The 14,731-nt window shown below is 38.3% G+C and carries 12 protein-coding genes and 3 pseudogenes; 1 reads left to right on the top strand and 14 read right to left on the bottom strand.

Annotation, left to right across the window (positions count from 1 at the left end):
- Positions 1-6: 6 nt before the first annotated feature.
- The 6 genes and pseudogenes from HMPREF9124_RS01315 to HMPREF9124_RS12810 all read right to left on the bottom strand — a co-directional run bounded on the left by HMPREF9124_RS01315 (position 7) and on the right by HMPREF9124_RS12810 (position 5,790).
- On the bottom strand, positions 7-1,800 hold the full coding sequence (locus HMPREF9124_RS01315) for a DUF262 domain-containing protein (RefSeq protein ID WP_009428031.1): 1,794 nt from the start codon (positions 1,798-1,800) through the stop codon (positions 7-9).
- 15 nt (positions 1,801-1,815) lie between these two features.
- The gene (locus HMPREF9124_RS12040) at positions 1,816-2,214 is read right to left on the bottom strand and encodes an AsnC family protein (RefSeq protein ID WP_036597543.1); all 399 of its coding nucleotides are present in this window, start codon (positions 2,212-2,214) and stop codon (positions 1,816-1,818) included.
- 142 nt (positions 2,215-2,356) lie between these two features.
- A pseudogene (locus HMPREF9124_RS01305) lies at positions 2,357-2,905 on the bottom strand (GNAT family N-acetyltransferase).
- 183 nt (positions 2,906-3,088) lie between these two features.
- Complete coding sequence (locus HMPREF9124_RS01300; RefSeq protein ID WP_009428420.1) at positions 3,089-3,892, bottom strand: ABC transporter permease; 804 nt, start codon at positions 3,890-3,892, stop codon at positions 3,089-3,091.
- On the bottom strand, positions 3,885-4,784 hold the full coding sequence (locus HMPREF9124_RS01295) for a metal ABC transporter ATP-binding protein (RefSeq protein WP_009428934.1): 900 nt from the start codon (positions 4,782-4,784) through the stop codon (positions 3,885-3,887). Before HMPREF9124_RS01295 ends, HMPREF9124_RS01300 begins: the two co-directional genes overlap by 8 nt.
- 112 nt (positions 4,785-4,896) lie before the next feature.
- Positions 4,897-5,790 (bottom strand): Fic family protein, encoded by an 894-nt coding sequence (locus tag HMPREF9124_RS12810; RefSeq protein ID WP_009429519.1) that lies wholly within the window; start codon positions 5,788-5,790, stop codon positions 4,897-4,899.
- A gap of 916 nt (positions 5,791-6,706) precedes the next feature.
- On the opposite strand from HMPREF9124_RS12810, the pseudogene HMPREF9124_RS12805 reads away from it, so the two are divergent.
- Positions 6,707-7,024 (top strand): annotated as a pseudogene (locus HMPREF9124_RS12805) (ATP-binding protein); the annotation flags it as partial.
- A gap of 177 nt (positions 7,025-7,201) precedes the next feature.
- Here HMPREF9124_RS12805 and HMPREF9124_RS01280 read toward each other — a convergent pair.
- The 8 genes and pseudogenes from HMPREF9124_RS01280 to HMPREF9124_RS01245 all read right to left on the bottom strand — a co-directional run bounded on the left by HMPREF9124_RS01280 (position 7,202) and on the right by HMPREF9124_RS01245 (position 14,729).
- Positions 7,202-7,693 (bottom strand): hypothetical protein, encoded by a 492-nt coding sequence (locus tag HMPREF9124_RS01280; protein ID WP_009428648.1) that lies wholly within the window; start codon positions 7,691-7,693, stop codon positions 7,202-7,204.
- Between the two features lie 333 nt (positions 7,694-8,026).
- Positions 8,027-9,070 carry a GNAT family N-acetyltransferase gene (locus tag HMPREF9124_RS01275; RefSeq protein WP_009428616.1) on the bottom strand — a complete coding sequence of 348 codons (1,044 nt, stop codon included), beginning with the start codon at positions 9,068-9,070 and terminating at the stop codon, positions 8,027-8,029.
- 298 nt (positions 9,071-9,368) lie between these two features.
- Complete coding sequence (locus HMPREF9124_RS01270; protein WP_009429300.1) at positions 9,369-9,827, bottom strand: DUF6037 family protein; 459 nt, start codon at positions 9,825-9,827, stop codon at positions 9,369-9,371.
- Between the two features lie 187 nt (positions 9,828-10,014).
- Complete coding sequence (locus tag HMPREF9124_RS01265; protein ID WP_009429482.1) at positions 10,015-10,848, bottom strand: nucleotidyl transferase AbiEii/AbiGii toxin family protein; 834 nt, start codon at positions 10,846-10,848, stop codon at positions 10,015-10,017.
- Positions 10,845-11,438 (bottom strand): type IV toxin-antitoxin system AbiEi family antitoxin domain-containing protein, encoded by a 594-nt coding sequence (locus tag HMPREF9124_RS01260; protein ID WP_009428465.1) that lies wholly within the window; start codon positions 11,436-11,438, stop codon positions 10,845-10,847. Before HMPREF9124_RS01260 ends, HMPREF9124_RS01265 begins: the two co-directional genes overlap by 4 nt.
- A gap of 486 nt (positions 11,439-11,924) precedes the next feature.
- Positions 11,925-12,509 carry an MptD family putative ECF transporter S component gene (locus tag HMPREF9124_RS01255; protein ID WP_009428330.1) on the bottom strand — a complete coding sequence of 195 codons (585 nt, stop codon included), beginning with the start codon at positions 12,507-12,509 and terminating at the stop codon, positions 11,925-11,927.
- Positions 12,510-12,519: 10 nt separating this feature from the next.
- Positions 12,520-13,224 (bottom strand): energy-coupling factor transporter transmembrane component T, encoded by a 705-nt coding sequence (locus tag HMPREF9124_RS01250; protein WP_009428128.1) that lies wholly within the window; start codon positions 13,222-13,224, stop codon positions 12,520-12,522.
- Positions 13,214-14,729, bottom strand: a pseudogene (locus HMPREF9124_RS01245) (ABC transporter ATP-binding protein). Before HMPREF9124_RS01245 ends, HMPREF9124_RS01250 begins: the two are co-directional and overlap by 11 nt.
- Between the last annotated feature and the right edge of the window lie 2 nt (positions 14,730-14,731).

Genomic DNA, 14,731 nt, shown 5'->3' with positions numbered 1-14,731 from the left:
TCATTACTAGATCCAACCTTTCCTCTTAAACTCTTCAATTTGATCTAAGTCTTCCTCCGAAGGTACTTCCGCCTTTTCTTTATCGATTGGAAAATTCAAATATTCACTGTTCCATCTGGCAAAAATCTTAGCCATCTCGTCCGATATACGAAGATCACGTTTCATAATAGAGTCCAGATTCCAGTCCATGACTTCCGACGTTCCCATTGTATTCGTGATAGCAATCTTAGACAGCGTATACTCTTTTTTCTTTTTACTAAAATAGCCATTACCGGCGACAATATTCAGTTTCTTTTCAAATGGCAACTTATTCCCTATATGTTCAATTTTTTCCTTAATAGTTGAGTCCGATTCCTTTGGAAAGTAATTGGTCTGCCACTTTTGAGGAAATATATGTTCAATTTCCCATTTAGTAGGAAGCAGATCATCCTGATGTTCGTAGGCAAGTGTCTTCAACATCATGCGTACTGCATTCCGATTCGGATTATGAATATAAGGCTCCAACTGCGTCACATCAACGGTCTTAAACTCAAAAATAGGTATATTGGATGCTACAATGGCAGAATTTAGCTTTAGAATATCCGGTTTAACAGCATTGATTGTCGGCATCATCAAATACTTTGTCATCAACTCCATAAGAAGCTTGTTCAAGAAACGTGCAAATCTTGTTTCAAAATTCTCTTCGTTTCTGTAACAAACATAATAAATAACAACCGGATATTTCCAGAACTCATTCGGATAGGAAGTCAAGATATCCAGTGTCTGTTTTATTTTATTATTCTTAGACCAAGCTTCACCTTCAATCTCCTCACCCTTATTTATAACCTTCCACAGATTCAAAATTATGAAGAGAGTATCCAATAGTTCTTTCTTATATAAACGTTCAAACTTATTCGCCGAATAATACTTTCTAACACCGGGAGTAGTTGTGTTCGTATCCTGATCAAGTGCTCGGTAGTAAAACATATTGTAATAGAAGAGCTGCTGTATGCTTTCATTTGCATCTGTAGCCTGCTCATCCAAATCTTTCCAACGCTCTATAAAAGCTTTCTTGGCTTCCACCTCAAGTTGGTTATAAATTTTTGCCTTGAAAATATCAGCATCTGACAGAGGTAATCCTCTATCATTTAATGTTGAAAAAATAGTTAATGCCGTATCCTGTGTATCCGCGGTAATTGGAAGTAAAATTGCCTGATTCAACACTGCATAAATAAACTGATAGATCATAAGCGGATTTTCTGTAGAATGTCTATCAAACAGTGTTTGGAAATAACGATAGTTCCTTGAATAGTTATCTTTCGCATTCTCATCTGTTTTTCCGCTTTCCAAGATGGCACGTAGGATTTCATTCCCTTCATTATTCACAACACGGGAAGTTAAAAGAATATTCTTGAAGTCCACTGTACCGGTAAGCTTATCCGTGCGCCAGATTGTAGGTTCAATTTTACCAATAAAGTTATTAGCTTCTGCTGTTCTCTCCGATTCAGGCGTAGCTACAAGCTTTGTATAAATTGCACGTAGCAGCAGAAATAACGATGTGATACGTTGCTGGCCATCGATAATTTCCTGCTCACCATTTTCATTTTCGTAGGAAACCACACTCCCCAGAAAATAGGAGCTTTCTCTTTCCGCACCGCCACTTATAGTAGTAAATTCCCATAAATCCTCAAAAAGAGTCTCTACTTGCTCCTCTGTCCATGCGTAAGGGCGCTGGTATTCCGGAATAACAAACGGCTTTGATTTACCACTGCCTAAGAGCATCTCCACGCTCTGTTTATTCACCTCTATTGTTGTTGGCATGTTAGTGTCCTCCCCTTATTTCTTTATTCTTTCCGATACAGTTTTACGACTCAATTTTAATATGACAGACATAGCTGTATATGGGTATCCCGGGTCAATCTCCAAAAGCTGAAGAGTTGCACTCTCTCCATCAGTCACCCCATCGGTCACCTTATCAGTCACCCTCTCAGTTCCATGAACAATCCTATCTTCAGGAGCCGTAAACTTCACCATATTATCACTTGGATTTACGGTAAATTCCGGTATTGGCAAATTATCCGGTAATTGACCGCAATTAGAGATATAATCCGATGCTTCAAGACCATCGACTGCTTGAAGTCCCATTGCGGTATACCAAGCATAGCCCAACTCCCGTTTATAAGGTTCTGACTGCCTAATATATTCCTCAAATGGATCCTTTTTAATGTCATCCATCCATTTCACCTGCTTTCGTATCCTTAGCCCTTTTATCCAGCATTTTCTATTTTCGTCCAAACTAACGTAATTTTGGACGAAAAATCATTTACTATCTGCGCGATTGTAAAATGTATTTCGTCCTAACCGGATTATAACGCCTTCATCGGTAAGTTTCTTCTATGCCTCCATGCCACTCTTCTTTCGTCAGTAGGCTTACGTGTCCCTTTCTTGTTTCGCCCATCTGTGGCACAGGTGCATCCTCGGTAGTCCATTGATACTTAAACCCCAGCTTTTCCTGAACACGCTTTGATTTGTCGTTACCATCATAATAACCACACCAGATACGAACAAGGTTCAGATCAAGAAAGGCATGACGCAGCAGCTCTCTTGCCGCCTCCGGCATAAAACCCTGTCCCTAATATTCAACTCCCAGCCAATAACCAAGCTCTGCCTCATCCTCCTTTTCTGCAAGGTCATTGTGGTGAAGGCCGATGCTGCCAATGGGAAGTCCTGTTTCCTTTAGCACAATAGCGTAGGTCTCCGGTACCATCAGCGCATCTCTAATAACCTGTCGGCTGTCCTCTTCACTTGTGTGTACAGGCCACCCTGCAATCGGACCTACTCGCGGATCTTTTGCGTATTTATAGCATTCCTCTGCATCCGTTTCTTCCCACGGACGGAGGATAAGTCTTTCTGTTTCTAACATCATACCGTTCACTTCTTTCTCTTCAGAGCCGGAATTTCTTCCTGCATCACTTCCGGCTTCGACTCCGCAATCATTAATATTATCGCCACCAATGCTCCATCACTCAGTCTCTTGATTCCATTTTGAAATAAGACCTCACTATTTTAAAATTCAATTCATAAGTTTTCACCGGATTTAAAGTTGTAATTAATGTTCATCATTTTTGAAATTGGTATTACTAAGACAGAATATAGCGAATAAATATGCCACAACTGTGAAAACTAAAACGATGCAAATTGTAGTGAAATCCGGAATGCCGAATGCGATTGCACGCATGGCATCAACTTGATATGTTAAGGGATTAATGCGAGAAATATATTTTAGAATGAATGGCGCATTGTCAAAAGAATAAAATAAGGGTGCGGCAAAAAGAATTGGCACCAACAGGATATCCATAACAAAGTCACGCTGCTTATAATTTTTTATCAGTAACGCAACACAAATCAGGATAGAAGCCCAAAACAGCACGCTAATCATTAAAAAAACGATTATCATACAAAATCTATAAAGCGAAAAAGATCCACCAATAAAAAAGGAAAGAATATATAAAATGGTAGCTTGAATTACAACTCCTACGATTGGAAAGGTTGCAATTCCTAGAATATAAATTGCCGGATGAATGCCGTTAAGAATCTTTAAACTTAAAAGTCCCCAGCGCTTGTCCGTTATCATGCGATAAACGCATTGGTACATTTCTTTAAATAACGACATCGCAAAAATTCCGATTAAAGAGTAAGAAAGAAAACTTACAGTCGTTCCATTAAATGATATATCTCCAAAGGTAGCCTGAATACCTACAGAATAAAATAAGAAATATAGAATAGGGGAAATCAAACTACTATAGATAATTTGTTTGTTGGACCAAAGTGCTTTCAACTCATTATTAACCATTATGGGTAAACCCTTTAGCCCGAGACGCCCGCGCTGAATATACATTTGAAATTTACGCATTTTCTGTGACCTCCTCTTGCATCATGATTTCCTTAAGACCCAAGCGTTCACTACTAATGCTTGTAATCGATACTTCGGCTAAAAGCATTCCAATAATGCAGTTCAAATCTACAGAAGACTCGATTAAACTTACTGTTTGCTCTTCAAGCTTAGCTCCTTGGTCAATCAGTTCCTTTTTAAGCGTGTCACTAATTTCGCCGGCGAAGGAAATTTCGATTTCCCTTGTCAATTGGTGATTACTTAAAAAATCACGCATACTACCATAGTAGAACTGCTGACCTTCGTTTAGAAATAGAATTTTGTTGCAGTAATCTTCCAGCATTCCCAAATCATGGGATGAGACAAGAGCCAGTTTCTTTTCACCAAAACATTTCTCTTTCAAATATTCAAATAGCCCATGGGAGTAACGGTAATCCAGACCGGCGGTTGGTTCGTCCAAAATCATTATTTCAGGATTATGAACTAAAGCGCGTGCAACTTGAACTCGTTGTTGTTGTCCGCCGGATAGTGAATCGGGGGAACGGGTATAGAAATCTGCAAGATCCAGTATTTCAGAGATAGAATCTGTTGCCGTCTGTGATTCTTTCTTGGAAAGACCGGTCAATACAGCTCCAAGCATAATATTATCACGCACATTTAAATACCAATCAATGGATTGCTTTTGTGGACTTATACCTAAATCATGATAAGTAAGCTTAGGTGAACAAGTAATGCTTCCGTGTTGGGGGGTATAAATTCCGGATAATACATTGAGTAAAGTGCTTTTTCCGGCTCCGTTTTTGCCAACAACAGCAATAAAATCTCCTTTCTCTGCCTCGAAAGAAATGTCACAAATTCCGTTGTGGGTTCCTTCATAAAAATAGGATACATCTTTAAGTGTCAGCAATGCCATGGTTAATCCCTCCTATTCCTGTTATACAAAGTATGTAAATAATCAAGAGCTTGATCATTCGAATCCAGTTCTATATCATGTCAATCTCTAGTTTATCTAACTTTTTTTCTCCTTAATTATCCAGAATAGACAAATACAAATCCAGTCTCTGATTCAAGTATCTTGCAAACATATCCGCCATTGCCGATAGATTATGTTTTATATGATATGCATCAAAGGCTTCATAGTATTTCAAGCGATCGGTAAATTTTATATCGATTGGCGGGTAACCCGCTTTCATGAGTTCCAAGTTAATTAGCAGTCTTCCGGTTCTTCCATTTCCATCAATAAAAGGATGTATTGCTTCAAATTCGATATGAAAACGGGCCAGTTTAGTCACAATATCTTCTTTACTGTTTTTATATTCTGCCAACAGTTCTTCCATCTTAGGTATAATCAAATATGGCTGTACAGGTTCATGTGCCGCTCCCATGATTCGAACCGGTATTCTTCTGTATATACCTCTGTCCTCTTTTTTATCCGCTAAGACTAAATAGTGAATATCCTTGATTACCTTTTCAGATATTTCCGTATTTTCACAAACAAGCTGCCTAACATAATCAAAAGCTTCCTTATGCCCAATTACTTCTAAATGCTCCTTCAATGATTTCCGGTCAATAGTAAGCCCCCTAAGAACCATGTCTGTCTCTCGTAAAGTTAAGGTATTACCCTCGATTGCATTTGAATTATAGGTATATTCTGTTATGAACTCCTCATTTAACCTCTCGAGCTCACCTTCGGTTAAAGGTCTTCTTTTTCTAAGAACTTCTAATTTTCCTTCTATAATTGGAATGAGGGATTCCTTAATTTGATATCTTCCGTCCGTTGGCTTCGTAGCATCATAGGGTATTTTCCATGCCCTACCTTCTTGATATGCACCGAAAATCTTCCCTTCTGCGCATAAAACCCTTACTCTTCTATCCGATATCCCCCATTTTTCAGCCGCTTGCTTCACTGTCATGTACATCAATCATCCCTCCATTTTTTGTATTATACCTTCTTATCGGAATAATATAAACAATATAGGAATAACATATTTCAATTATCGGAATAATATAGTATTTTATCATCCATAAGAATCCCAAGATCTTGAGGAAGGTCCCGAAGTTTCTGCCATGGGGATCATAAGAATTTTCATAATATAAATAGTAGTTCCTATACTACAGCGGTATGGCCATGTACCGCACAATCAGAATTGATTTTAAAGCCTACGGCAATAATCATTTACTGTCTGTGTGATAGTAGAATGTTTTTTCAGTATACTTTTTCACTATGTCGTATGCGGTACTGCCATTTCCATTTTCATTCATTAATCCGACGCGCTCTTCAAGTTCTGTATAAGAAGCCAAAATAACCTGAAGCATATATCCGATAAACGGAATCGGATAATTTTAAGCGGGACGTCGGGATAGCAAGCAAAGTATGCCGTTTAACAATATTAGTATATGAAGAACAATATGGTACAAGTCCGGTATCACGCGTTTTTCACTCATAGGAATAAGCCTTAACGTGCCTTTAAAGCACGCATTGTACCCTTTCAGTTTTCTTTCAGAAGCGCCAAAGATAGTGTAATACCAATGGCAAAAAAACTGAATCGTAAACCATAACACAAGGATCGTGAACAAAATCCATTTACCTGTAGGCTGAAAAAAACGATAACTAATCAGTCCTATGCTATACAGGCAAAGCATGGCAAACTCTGCGCTCTGAATTCCCATTCCTTCAACAAGAATTCGTTTCCCGAAGCGCCATGTAATCGTACATCCCAGAAACCATATCCAAAGCAATATTTGCACGAATGGCATTAATATCATATTCATCCAGAAATCTCCATGGAAAGATTTTTACATACACCACAGTATTTACTGTACTCTCACATATAAAAGGTACAGTCCCGTTATGCTAATCCGGTTCTCCTCATCATTGATGAATGGCTCCTTCTAAAGCCTACGGAGACTGAGCAGCATGATATCCTGGAACGCCTTCACAGAAGAAGAAAGAAATCTTCCACTATATTTTATTCACAGTATAATCCATCCGGATGGTACGACCAGCTCGGCGGCGATGATAGTCCGCTTGCTGAGGCCATCCTTGACAGGATTAAACATGATGCCCACAAGATCAATATCATACCGACTGCCCCAACGAACTATAAGTCTATGAGAGAGGTATACGGCCCTGATCCGACATTAAGCGAGTAAACTCGCACCAGTAACTAAGCAATACGACGGTTTCCTATTCCGGAATAGCGGCTCCGCTGCACCGGAATATTCACTCAATATAATTTTTTGTTTTCCATAACTTCTATTATTTCCATCAACACACCCTCTTCTTAAAATATTTATTTTTATTATTGTTTGAGTTTAACAAACCTATATTTATATATGACTATTCAACCAATCTATTTTTTTAAAGTCTTTATTGTTATTATTATCATTTCTATATGAATCTTTCGATGAGGCTTTATAAATCTGTAAAAACTGTTTTAGACTTGGTACACGAAACTTTATTTCGTTTAGTTGAATAAGTTCTATATCCGATTCAGCAATACCCGCAAAATCATATAAGGAATCGATTGAACCGTATTCTACACTAACTCCATTTTTTTGAAATTCATGCTCATGAATGTCCACTAAATCATATCCCAATTTTTCCATAACCATCATTATTTTGTCCCAATCATAAATTCTAAGTTCATCAGGAGCTTCCCATCCTCTTGGATCTCCTTGAACATGAATATCAATATCTGATGGCTCCCAATCTTCTTTTGATATAAATTCCAATCCTAAAGAACCCATTAGTGTAGGCACGATTCCAATTTTATTTAAATATAAGCAAATGCTGCTAAATTCATCAAATAAAATACTCATTCCGTCTCCTCCAATTCTAATTTGTTTACCTTAGTATTGCTATTATTATACTATTTTTAAGTCATTTTTTCATATCTGCTTTCTGGGACTTAGTAATAACTCACTTATTTAATCGAATAATCGTACTAAAAAACAAAGACTACAGTATGTTTAACTTCACTTCATTGCCCTTTGAAGCTACAAATTACTCCATTACCCCCCTTCTTTCTCCCTAAAATTTACAAAGAAAAAAGACGATAGTTTTCACCATCGTCTTTTGCTACCATTGATGAATTACTTTAGATTGATTTTATCCCTTTGTTTACCACATGAAGAAACTCAATAATACTCGCACTAAGCCTTGGAATTCCATAAGGAAAAAATCCCAAGAAAAGCTAGACATCTACCTGTACAGTTCTTTTTTAACATGATAATTTTGTGTGTTCTATATTCTTCCATAAATCCATTCTTTAGAAACATTGTGATTGCTGGATTATCTATGGCGAGATCGTCATAGAGCAGTTTTACGCCATTCTGTTTAGCGGCATTGCACAGCAAATTCAATCCAATTCCGCCATAGCCTTTTTTTCTATATGGAGCATAGACTATGATATCTGCGAGATAAAGCTTTCGATCACTATCGTAATGATAGGCAATCTCTCCAATAAAATGACCGGCGTTATCCTTTAAATATCTGTAGTATCGTTTGCCTTCGTGCTTTATAATCCAGTAATCATACCAGCCACTCCATTCCTCTTTCGGAAAAGGAATTGTACCTCCCCAGGCCCGGTTATACGACATGGTTTCCGTATCTGCCATCATCTTCTTCCGAAACCAAAGATCTTCCAAAGATGGGATATAAAGCGTAATGAGCTTTCCCCATTCTTCTTTCGTCAGTAGGCTTACGTGTCCCTTTCTTGTTTCGCCCATCCGCGGCACAGGCGCATCTCCAGTAGTCCATTGATACTTGAACCCCAGCTTTTCCTGAACACGCTTTGATTTGTCGTTACCATCATAATAACTACACCAGATGCGAGCAAGCTTCAGATCCTCAAAAGCATGACGCAGCAACTCTCTTGCCGCCTCCGGCACAAGACCCTGTCCCCAATAATTAACTCCCAGCCAATAACCAAGCTCCGCCTCATCCTCCTTTTCTGCAAGATCATTGTGGTGAAGGCCGATGCTGCCAATGGGAAGTCCTGTTTCCTTTAGCACAATAGCGTAAGTCTCCGGTACCATCAGTACATCTCTAATAACCTGTCGGCTGTTCTCTTCACTTGTGTGTACAGGCCACCCTGCAATCGGACCTACTCGCGGATCTTTTGCGTATTTATAGCATTCCTCCGCATCTGTTTCTTCCCATGGACGGAGGATAAGCCTCTCTGTTTCTAAAATCATTTCTATCCTTTCTTTCTCTTGGGAGCCGGAATCAATTCATGCATTACTCCCTTGATATATTTCCACGAAGTGATTTTCACGGTTCAAACTCATCTCACCTTACTACGCGGCATACTGCAAAATTCGATTAGTTCCACTAGTCTTTGATTTAAGTCTTGGAGGGTGACTTGCTCCTTATCTTGCTCCCTGACTTGCTCCTTATCTTGTTCCTTTGAAGCAAGTTCTACAGACGGTCCGACCATAGCTGTTGAAGAGTCGGATAGAGGAATAAATAGTCATAAATTTTTATTTGTCTATTTTACATACTGTATAAGTCATTAATTTTTTTCAAATATTCATCACTCGAAATATTTGTCCAACATGAACTAACATTTTTTAATTTGCACATAGCCGCAATCTTATCTCCAAACGTAATTCTCGTTTTTTCTATATTCATTTCACTAATATTATATCCTGTAGGATTATTCCTCCACCCACAAAAATAGATTTTGTCTGCCTCCTCTACCCTCCTTCTTTTGGATGCTACACTTACTACTTCTGAACAATTCGGTTTTCTCTGAAACTTTTTCGGAATTTTATTGTTTAATGCTTCAAATAAATCTACCGGTTTAAAAGTATGGTTTGGATCATATTTTATTTCTAAATATAGAATAAGTTCTTTATAATCCTCTATATAAGTTTTTGCGCAATATTTTTTATCAATTTCAATTTCAAAAACAATCGGATTCTTTCCCAAAGTTGATAAATACAATCTCATGGGTTTAATATCGCATGATCTGGTAATCCAGATATTTTTTTATTAGATTCTGCTTGAATACCATTTTTATATCTAAGTGTATTCATAAAACTCCAATCATATTCAGCTTTCATTTCAACTTTACTATATTTATTTTTTAAATTAGTTACTAGCGGAAAAATCCGATTTGATTATCTGTGTCTTTAAATCACAGAACTACCTCTGCCAACACTTTCACGCTTACCATAACCTCGTTCCATGACAGTTCACCAACGAAAAAAGAATCCTCCCGGAAGCTGTCCCACTGCTTTTTCATGCTTGCGTCAGCTTCTACCGCGGAAAGAATATCCCCAAAGTCAGGAATCTGATCTGTCGTATTCCGCTTTGCGCTTGTTGCAAGAAACGCCTTTTTAAGGATTTCTCTGTCAAAAGCTTCCTGGTGACTGATCACATGGATGTCGTAGAAGTCTCGCATCCGTGTATTAGCCGTACCGCGAGCCATGATTGTTTCCAGTTTCTCTACCAAGAGTGTTTCCAGATTGTATGTCCAGAGGGAAATTACCCGACCTTCAAACATCAGGTGATAGGAATATTCGACTGCTCTTGGAGTAATGACATCCCCGGTGGAGATATCCATCTTGACCGTCTGCCGCATTTTATCGAGCGTAGCTTCCAACATAAACCGGATTCCCGGATAATCATGCTCTTCCATGATATCCGTGACCTTGGTGATCTGAAACTGAACGCCATCGTCAAGATTTACGGCAATAATCTCCTCAACGATCTTGACTGCGTTATCCTTAGTAAGATTCAGCGATTTCACCGTAGTATCAATATCCATCGTCGCTCTCGTATCCAGACCGACGACTGCCGCCACCAGCATACCGCCCTTCAGGATGAAATTGTTGCGATACCGGGAAAGAGCGATCCGCTCCAGGAAACGCTCCATAATGAAGTTGCGGATCAAGATCTGCGCCTTTTTGCTATCTCCGCCGGACAGGTTTCTCACTTTTGCCTTCAGCTGTGTCGCTGTCCTGATCATAACATGACCTCCGTATATGTCCTCATAGCAGACTCAATCTGAAATCTCTTGGCATACTCCATCAGGTGATTCAAATTCTTATGGGCGCTGGCCATATATTCCTTCATCGCATACTGAAAGATCTGCACATCCATCGTATCCTTGTACCGAAGAACATCACAGATCGTCCGCTCCATGTCATACGCGCGAACTGTATTGCCAAAGCTCGTCTGTACTTCCACAACACCAACTTCATAGACGTCCGGCTTTACCTGATAAACCTGAATGCCTTTCTTGCGCAGATGCGTAGAGTTATATCCCGCCTGCACCGTCACACTCGTTTTATTTGGTTCCCGTTCCATCAGCCCATGCAGCATCAGCGCGGTTTCATGGGAGAAAATGATGCGCTTGTTGGAAAGATAAAGTAGGTACAGCTCGTCCGGCCATGCATCCTCCGCCAGGTATACGCCATGCGCCACTCGCTCCATGTTCCGTTTACTCACATAGTCCGCAAGTGTAGGCTTGGAAATGCCTCTTTCCAGTACCTGTGAAGTGCACAGATACCCGTTTCCGTTCTCTACAAGATTGTCTAAAAGATCAAACCGTGTCATTTTATCACCTTACTTTCTCGCTCTTTATAATAGATTACAAGAGCGTAAAGGTAAAGTAATTTTTTCGTGAGGGAAAGCCTGGTATGTATCGGGCAGCTCTGCGGCCGCCCTTGTTCGATGGTTTACAGCTCCGGGCCGTAGAAGTAATTAAACTCCATCCGCGTTCCTCCTGCCTCTGTTTTTCCTGAAAGCGAAAAAAGGACGTTTACTCACTGCGGAAATGCAGTAAATAAACGTCCATGATCGATTCAATGTTCGGTTGTCTATGAGTCTTCGATTTTTGTGCCTACTGTTACGAGTTCTATAGCTATGACCACTCGGACATACTTTTTGAGGCGTTTTTCCGCGCATCGACCAGTCCGTCTCTCCGAAGGTGAAATGCTCGTAAAAGTGCTTAAAATCAAGGATTTTTACGAATTCTGTTTTTGTAGCAACGCTATCGTCTCCGCTATTTAATCCATTTTTCCCCTCACAAATAAAGAATGATTAAATCACTCCTGCTTTTTCAAAATGTTTTTTAAGTATCCTTGTTGCAACAAATGCTCCTATGCACGCAAGAACAAAAGTTGTCAAGCCAAATCCTACTGCCCACGAAACTTTGAAATAAGATAATGCTTCATTTATTTGTACTTCGCTCATTTTCCATTTTGATGCTCTTTCCACAAAAGAAGCTGTCCCGAATAAAATTACAGGAATTACTGTTCCTAAAAAATCTGCTAATGCAAATGTCCCATATCCAATAATCATTCGTCCCTTGCTCTCATAATTTCCTATAATCAAATCACATATCATTCCACCGATTACAGCAAAGACTGCATGAGGTAAATGTCCTCCTGACAACGCAATTAAACCAAGAAGCGTTCCTGATATTGTAAATACACCCTTCTTTTTAACTTTTACAGCCATAAGAATATAAACGGTAGCAGCTATCATAAAGCTAACTCCTGAAGCAATAAATCCTCCTATAACTGTTGTTGCCATAGCAAAGCTGGCTGCCATGTATATGACAATTCCAATTGCATTAAAAATTCCGATTGTAATAAAATCACGACCATTTAATTTGTTTTTCATAGTTGGTCTCCTAATAAATTTTCTGTATTACTATCACAAGAGTAATCATCAAAGCTCCTAATAGTCCAATCAATAAATCCGTTGTTCTAAACCGCAATTCTGTTAATGTTACCCTTTTCTCATCACTATCAAGTCCTCTAATGAGTGCTGAAGCTGACAGTTCATCTGAAATCTTAATCATTCTCATTAAAAGCGGAACAAGCGTATATTCCATATATTTAATTGGATGTAGCAACGGAAATAATCTGCTTCTTACGATTCCGCGAATCTTCATATTTTCTTTTAATGCCTTGCGTTCTATTTTTATAGTTGGTACAAACCTAAGCAAAACACTAAAAGGTATACCAATGCTTCTGGGTATTTTCATTCTATTTAATGCTTCAAGCATTTCACTTACGCTTGTAGTCTTTGTTATATATCCACCAAACATAGCAATTAAGGTCATTCTTGATGCAAAGTAAATAAACATATATATTGCAAATACGATGCTTGCTTTGCAAAACTTTCCAAGCCCTGACTCTATGCAATATAACAGCACAAAAAACAAGATAAAGCGTAATGCTCTTTTCCACATACCGCTGTATGTATACAGAAAAAAGGCGAAGACAATCAGTCCGAAAAGCAGAATCGTATCGCTTATAAAAAAGCTCGTAAAGGAAGCAATTGGAAGTAGAGTAAGTTTTATTCTCGAATCGACTGTTTTTCTATCTATCAAGCTCCCTACCTCCTCTCATCTTATCTAATATGAGAAATTTATTACTTTCACTCATATTTAAAACATTTTCTATTTTTCCATCTCCCATTACCCAGAGCCTACTCACTGTGTTTGCTAAAAACTCAAAATCATGACTTATTACCAAAACTGTTGTCCCATTTTTCAATTGTTCTTCAATCAGTTTTGCGACGGAAAGCATTGAGTCTTTATCACAACCTGATGTTGGTTCATCATAGATGAAAATCTTTGCCTGTTTCATCATTCCACAAGCTATTGTCAATCTTTGTTTTTCTCCTCTTGATAAAGCAAAGGGATGCTTATCAATGTATTTGTCTAAGCCAAGTACACTCAAAATAGACTTTGCCTTTTGCGTATTTTCTTTTTATCCTTACTTGAAATACCAAGTAGCATTTCATCAAGTACACTTTCCGAAAACAACTGATAGTCTGAATCCTGAAATACAAAATAGGACATATCCATTAAATCTTTACGATTCAACTCCTTATCTTTTTCCGCCCATATTTTCCCCTCTTTTATCTTCTCAAGTCCTGAAATTACCCTTGCAAAAGTAGTTTTCCCGGTACCGTTTAAACCGATAAGACCAATGGCTTTTCCACACTCCATATTGAAATTAAGATGATTTAAGATGTATTGGTTTTGCTTATTTCCAAGCTTAGTTGTACTTGGGTAACAAAATTTCAAGCCTTTCCCACTGATACTTTCATCATTTAATTGATATAAATCTTTCTTCTCACTTATCCTGTATTCTTCTAATTCAAGAGTTCTTAGTCCATTTTCATCCCAAAACGCCCCTTCAAGATGGATAACTTCTTCCCGGCTCAAATCCTGTGCAATTTCTCCCTCTTTCACCAAAAGAAAACGGTCAAATAAAGATTTTACATAGTACAAACGATGTTCAATTAGAACAACTGTTGTTCCTTTTTCTTTAATTTTTCCAAAATTAAAAATAGGTCAAATGTTGCTTTCATATCCAAATTTGCTGAAGGTTCATCTAAAATTAAAACTTTCGGATTCATCGCATAGATGCTTGCAATAGCTATCTTTTGTTTCTGCCCGCTTGATAATTCAAAAACAGATTTTCCTTTCAGTTCCGGAATATCCAGCTCTGCATATACTTCTTCTACTCTCTGTTTGATTTCATCTCTTGATTTACAGATAGTTTGAAGACCAAAAGCTATTTCTTCATCTGTCGTTGTCGTAAAAAACTGACTTCTTGGATCTTGAAATACAGTTCCTACAATATACCCTATTTCATGAAGCGATAATTTGCTTATATCTTTTCCGGACGCAAAGGCTTTTCCTTGCATTTTACCTTTGTAATAATGTGGAATAAGACCATTCATTACACTTCCAAGAGTGCTTTTACCACTTCCACTTTTCCCTGAAATTAAAACAAATTCACCTTTTTTAATTTCAAGATTGATATTTTTTAATGCAGTCCGTCCATCTTCCCATTCATAAGAAACATCTTTTAACAAAATCATGG

It is taken from the genome of Oribacterium sp. oral taxon 108 str. F0425, from assembly GCF_000214455.1.
In the GTDB taxonomy this organism is placed as follows: domain Bacteria; phylum Bacillota; class Clostridia; order Lachnospirales; family Lachnospiraceae; genus Oribacterium; species Oribacterium asaccharolyticum.
This window is presented reverse-complemented; position numbering and strand designations above follow the sequence as displayed.

What these genes read in the sequence shown, in the direction of transcription:
- HMPREF9124_RS01315 (WP_009428031.1), bottom strand. Translation starts at nt 1,800, where the DNA reads ATGCCAACAACAATAGAGGTGAATAAACAGAGCGTGGAGATGCTCTTA.
- HMPREF9124_RS12040 (WP_036597543.1), bottom strand. Translation starts at nt 2,214, where the DNA reads ATGGATGACATTAAAAAGGATCCATTTGAGGAATATATTAGGCAGTCA.
- HMPREF9124_RS01300 (WP_009428420.1), bottom strand. Translation starts at nt 3,892, where the DNA reads ATGCGTAAATTTCAAATGTATATTCAGCGCGGGCGTCTCGGGCTAAAG.
- HMPREF9124_RS01295 (WP_009428934.1), bottom strand. Translation starts at nt 4,784, where the DNA reads ATGGCATTGCTGACACTTAAAGATGTATCCTATTTTTATGAAGGAACC.
- HMPREF9124_RS12810 (WP_009429519.1), bottom strand. Translation starts at nt 5,790, where the DNA reads ATGTACATGACAGTGAAGCAAGCGGCTGAAAAATGGGGGATATCGGAT.
- HMPREF9124_RS01280 (WP_009428648.1), bottom strand. Translation starts at nt 7,693, where the DNA reads ATGAGTATTTTATTTGATGAATTTAGCAGCATTTGCTTATATTTAAAT.
- HMPREF9124_RS01275 (WP_009428616.1), bottom strand. Translation starts at nt 9,070, where the DNA reads ATGATTTTAGAAACAGAGAGGCTTATCCTCCGTCCATGGGAAGAAACA.
- HMPREF9124_RS01270 (WP_009429300.1), bottom strand. Translation starts at nt 9,827, where the DNA reads ATGAGATTGTATTTATCAACTTTGGGAAAGAATCCGATTGTTTTTGAA.
- HMPREF9124_RS01265 (WP_009429482.1), bottom strand. Translation starts at nt 10,848, where the DNA reads ATGATCAGGACAGCGACACAGCTGAAGGCAAAAGTGAGAAACCTGTCC.
- HMPREF9124_RS01260 (WP_009428465.1), bottom strand. Translation starts at nt 11,438, where the DNA reads ATGACACGGTTTGATCTTTTAGACAATCTTGTAGAGAACGGAAACGGG.
- HMPREF9124_RS01255 (WP_009428330.1), bottom strand. Translation starts at nt 12,509, where the DNA reads ATGAAAAACAAATTAAATGGTCGTGATTTTATTACAATCGGAATTTTT.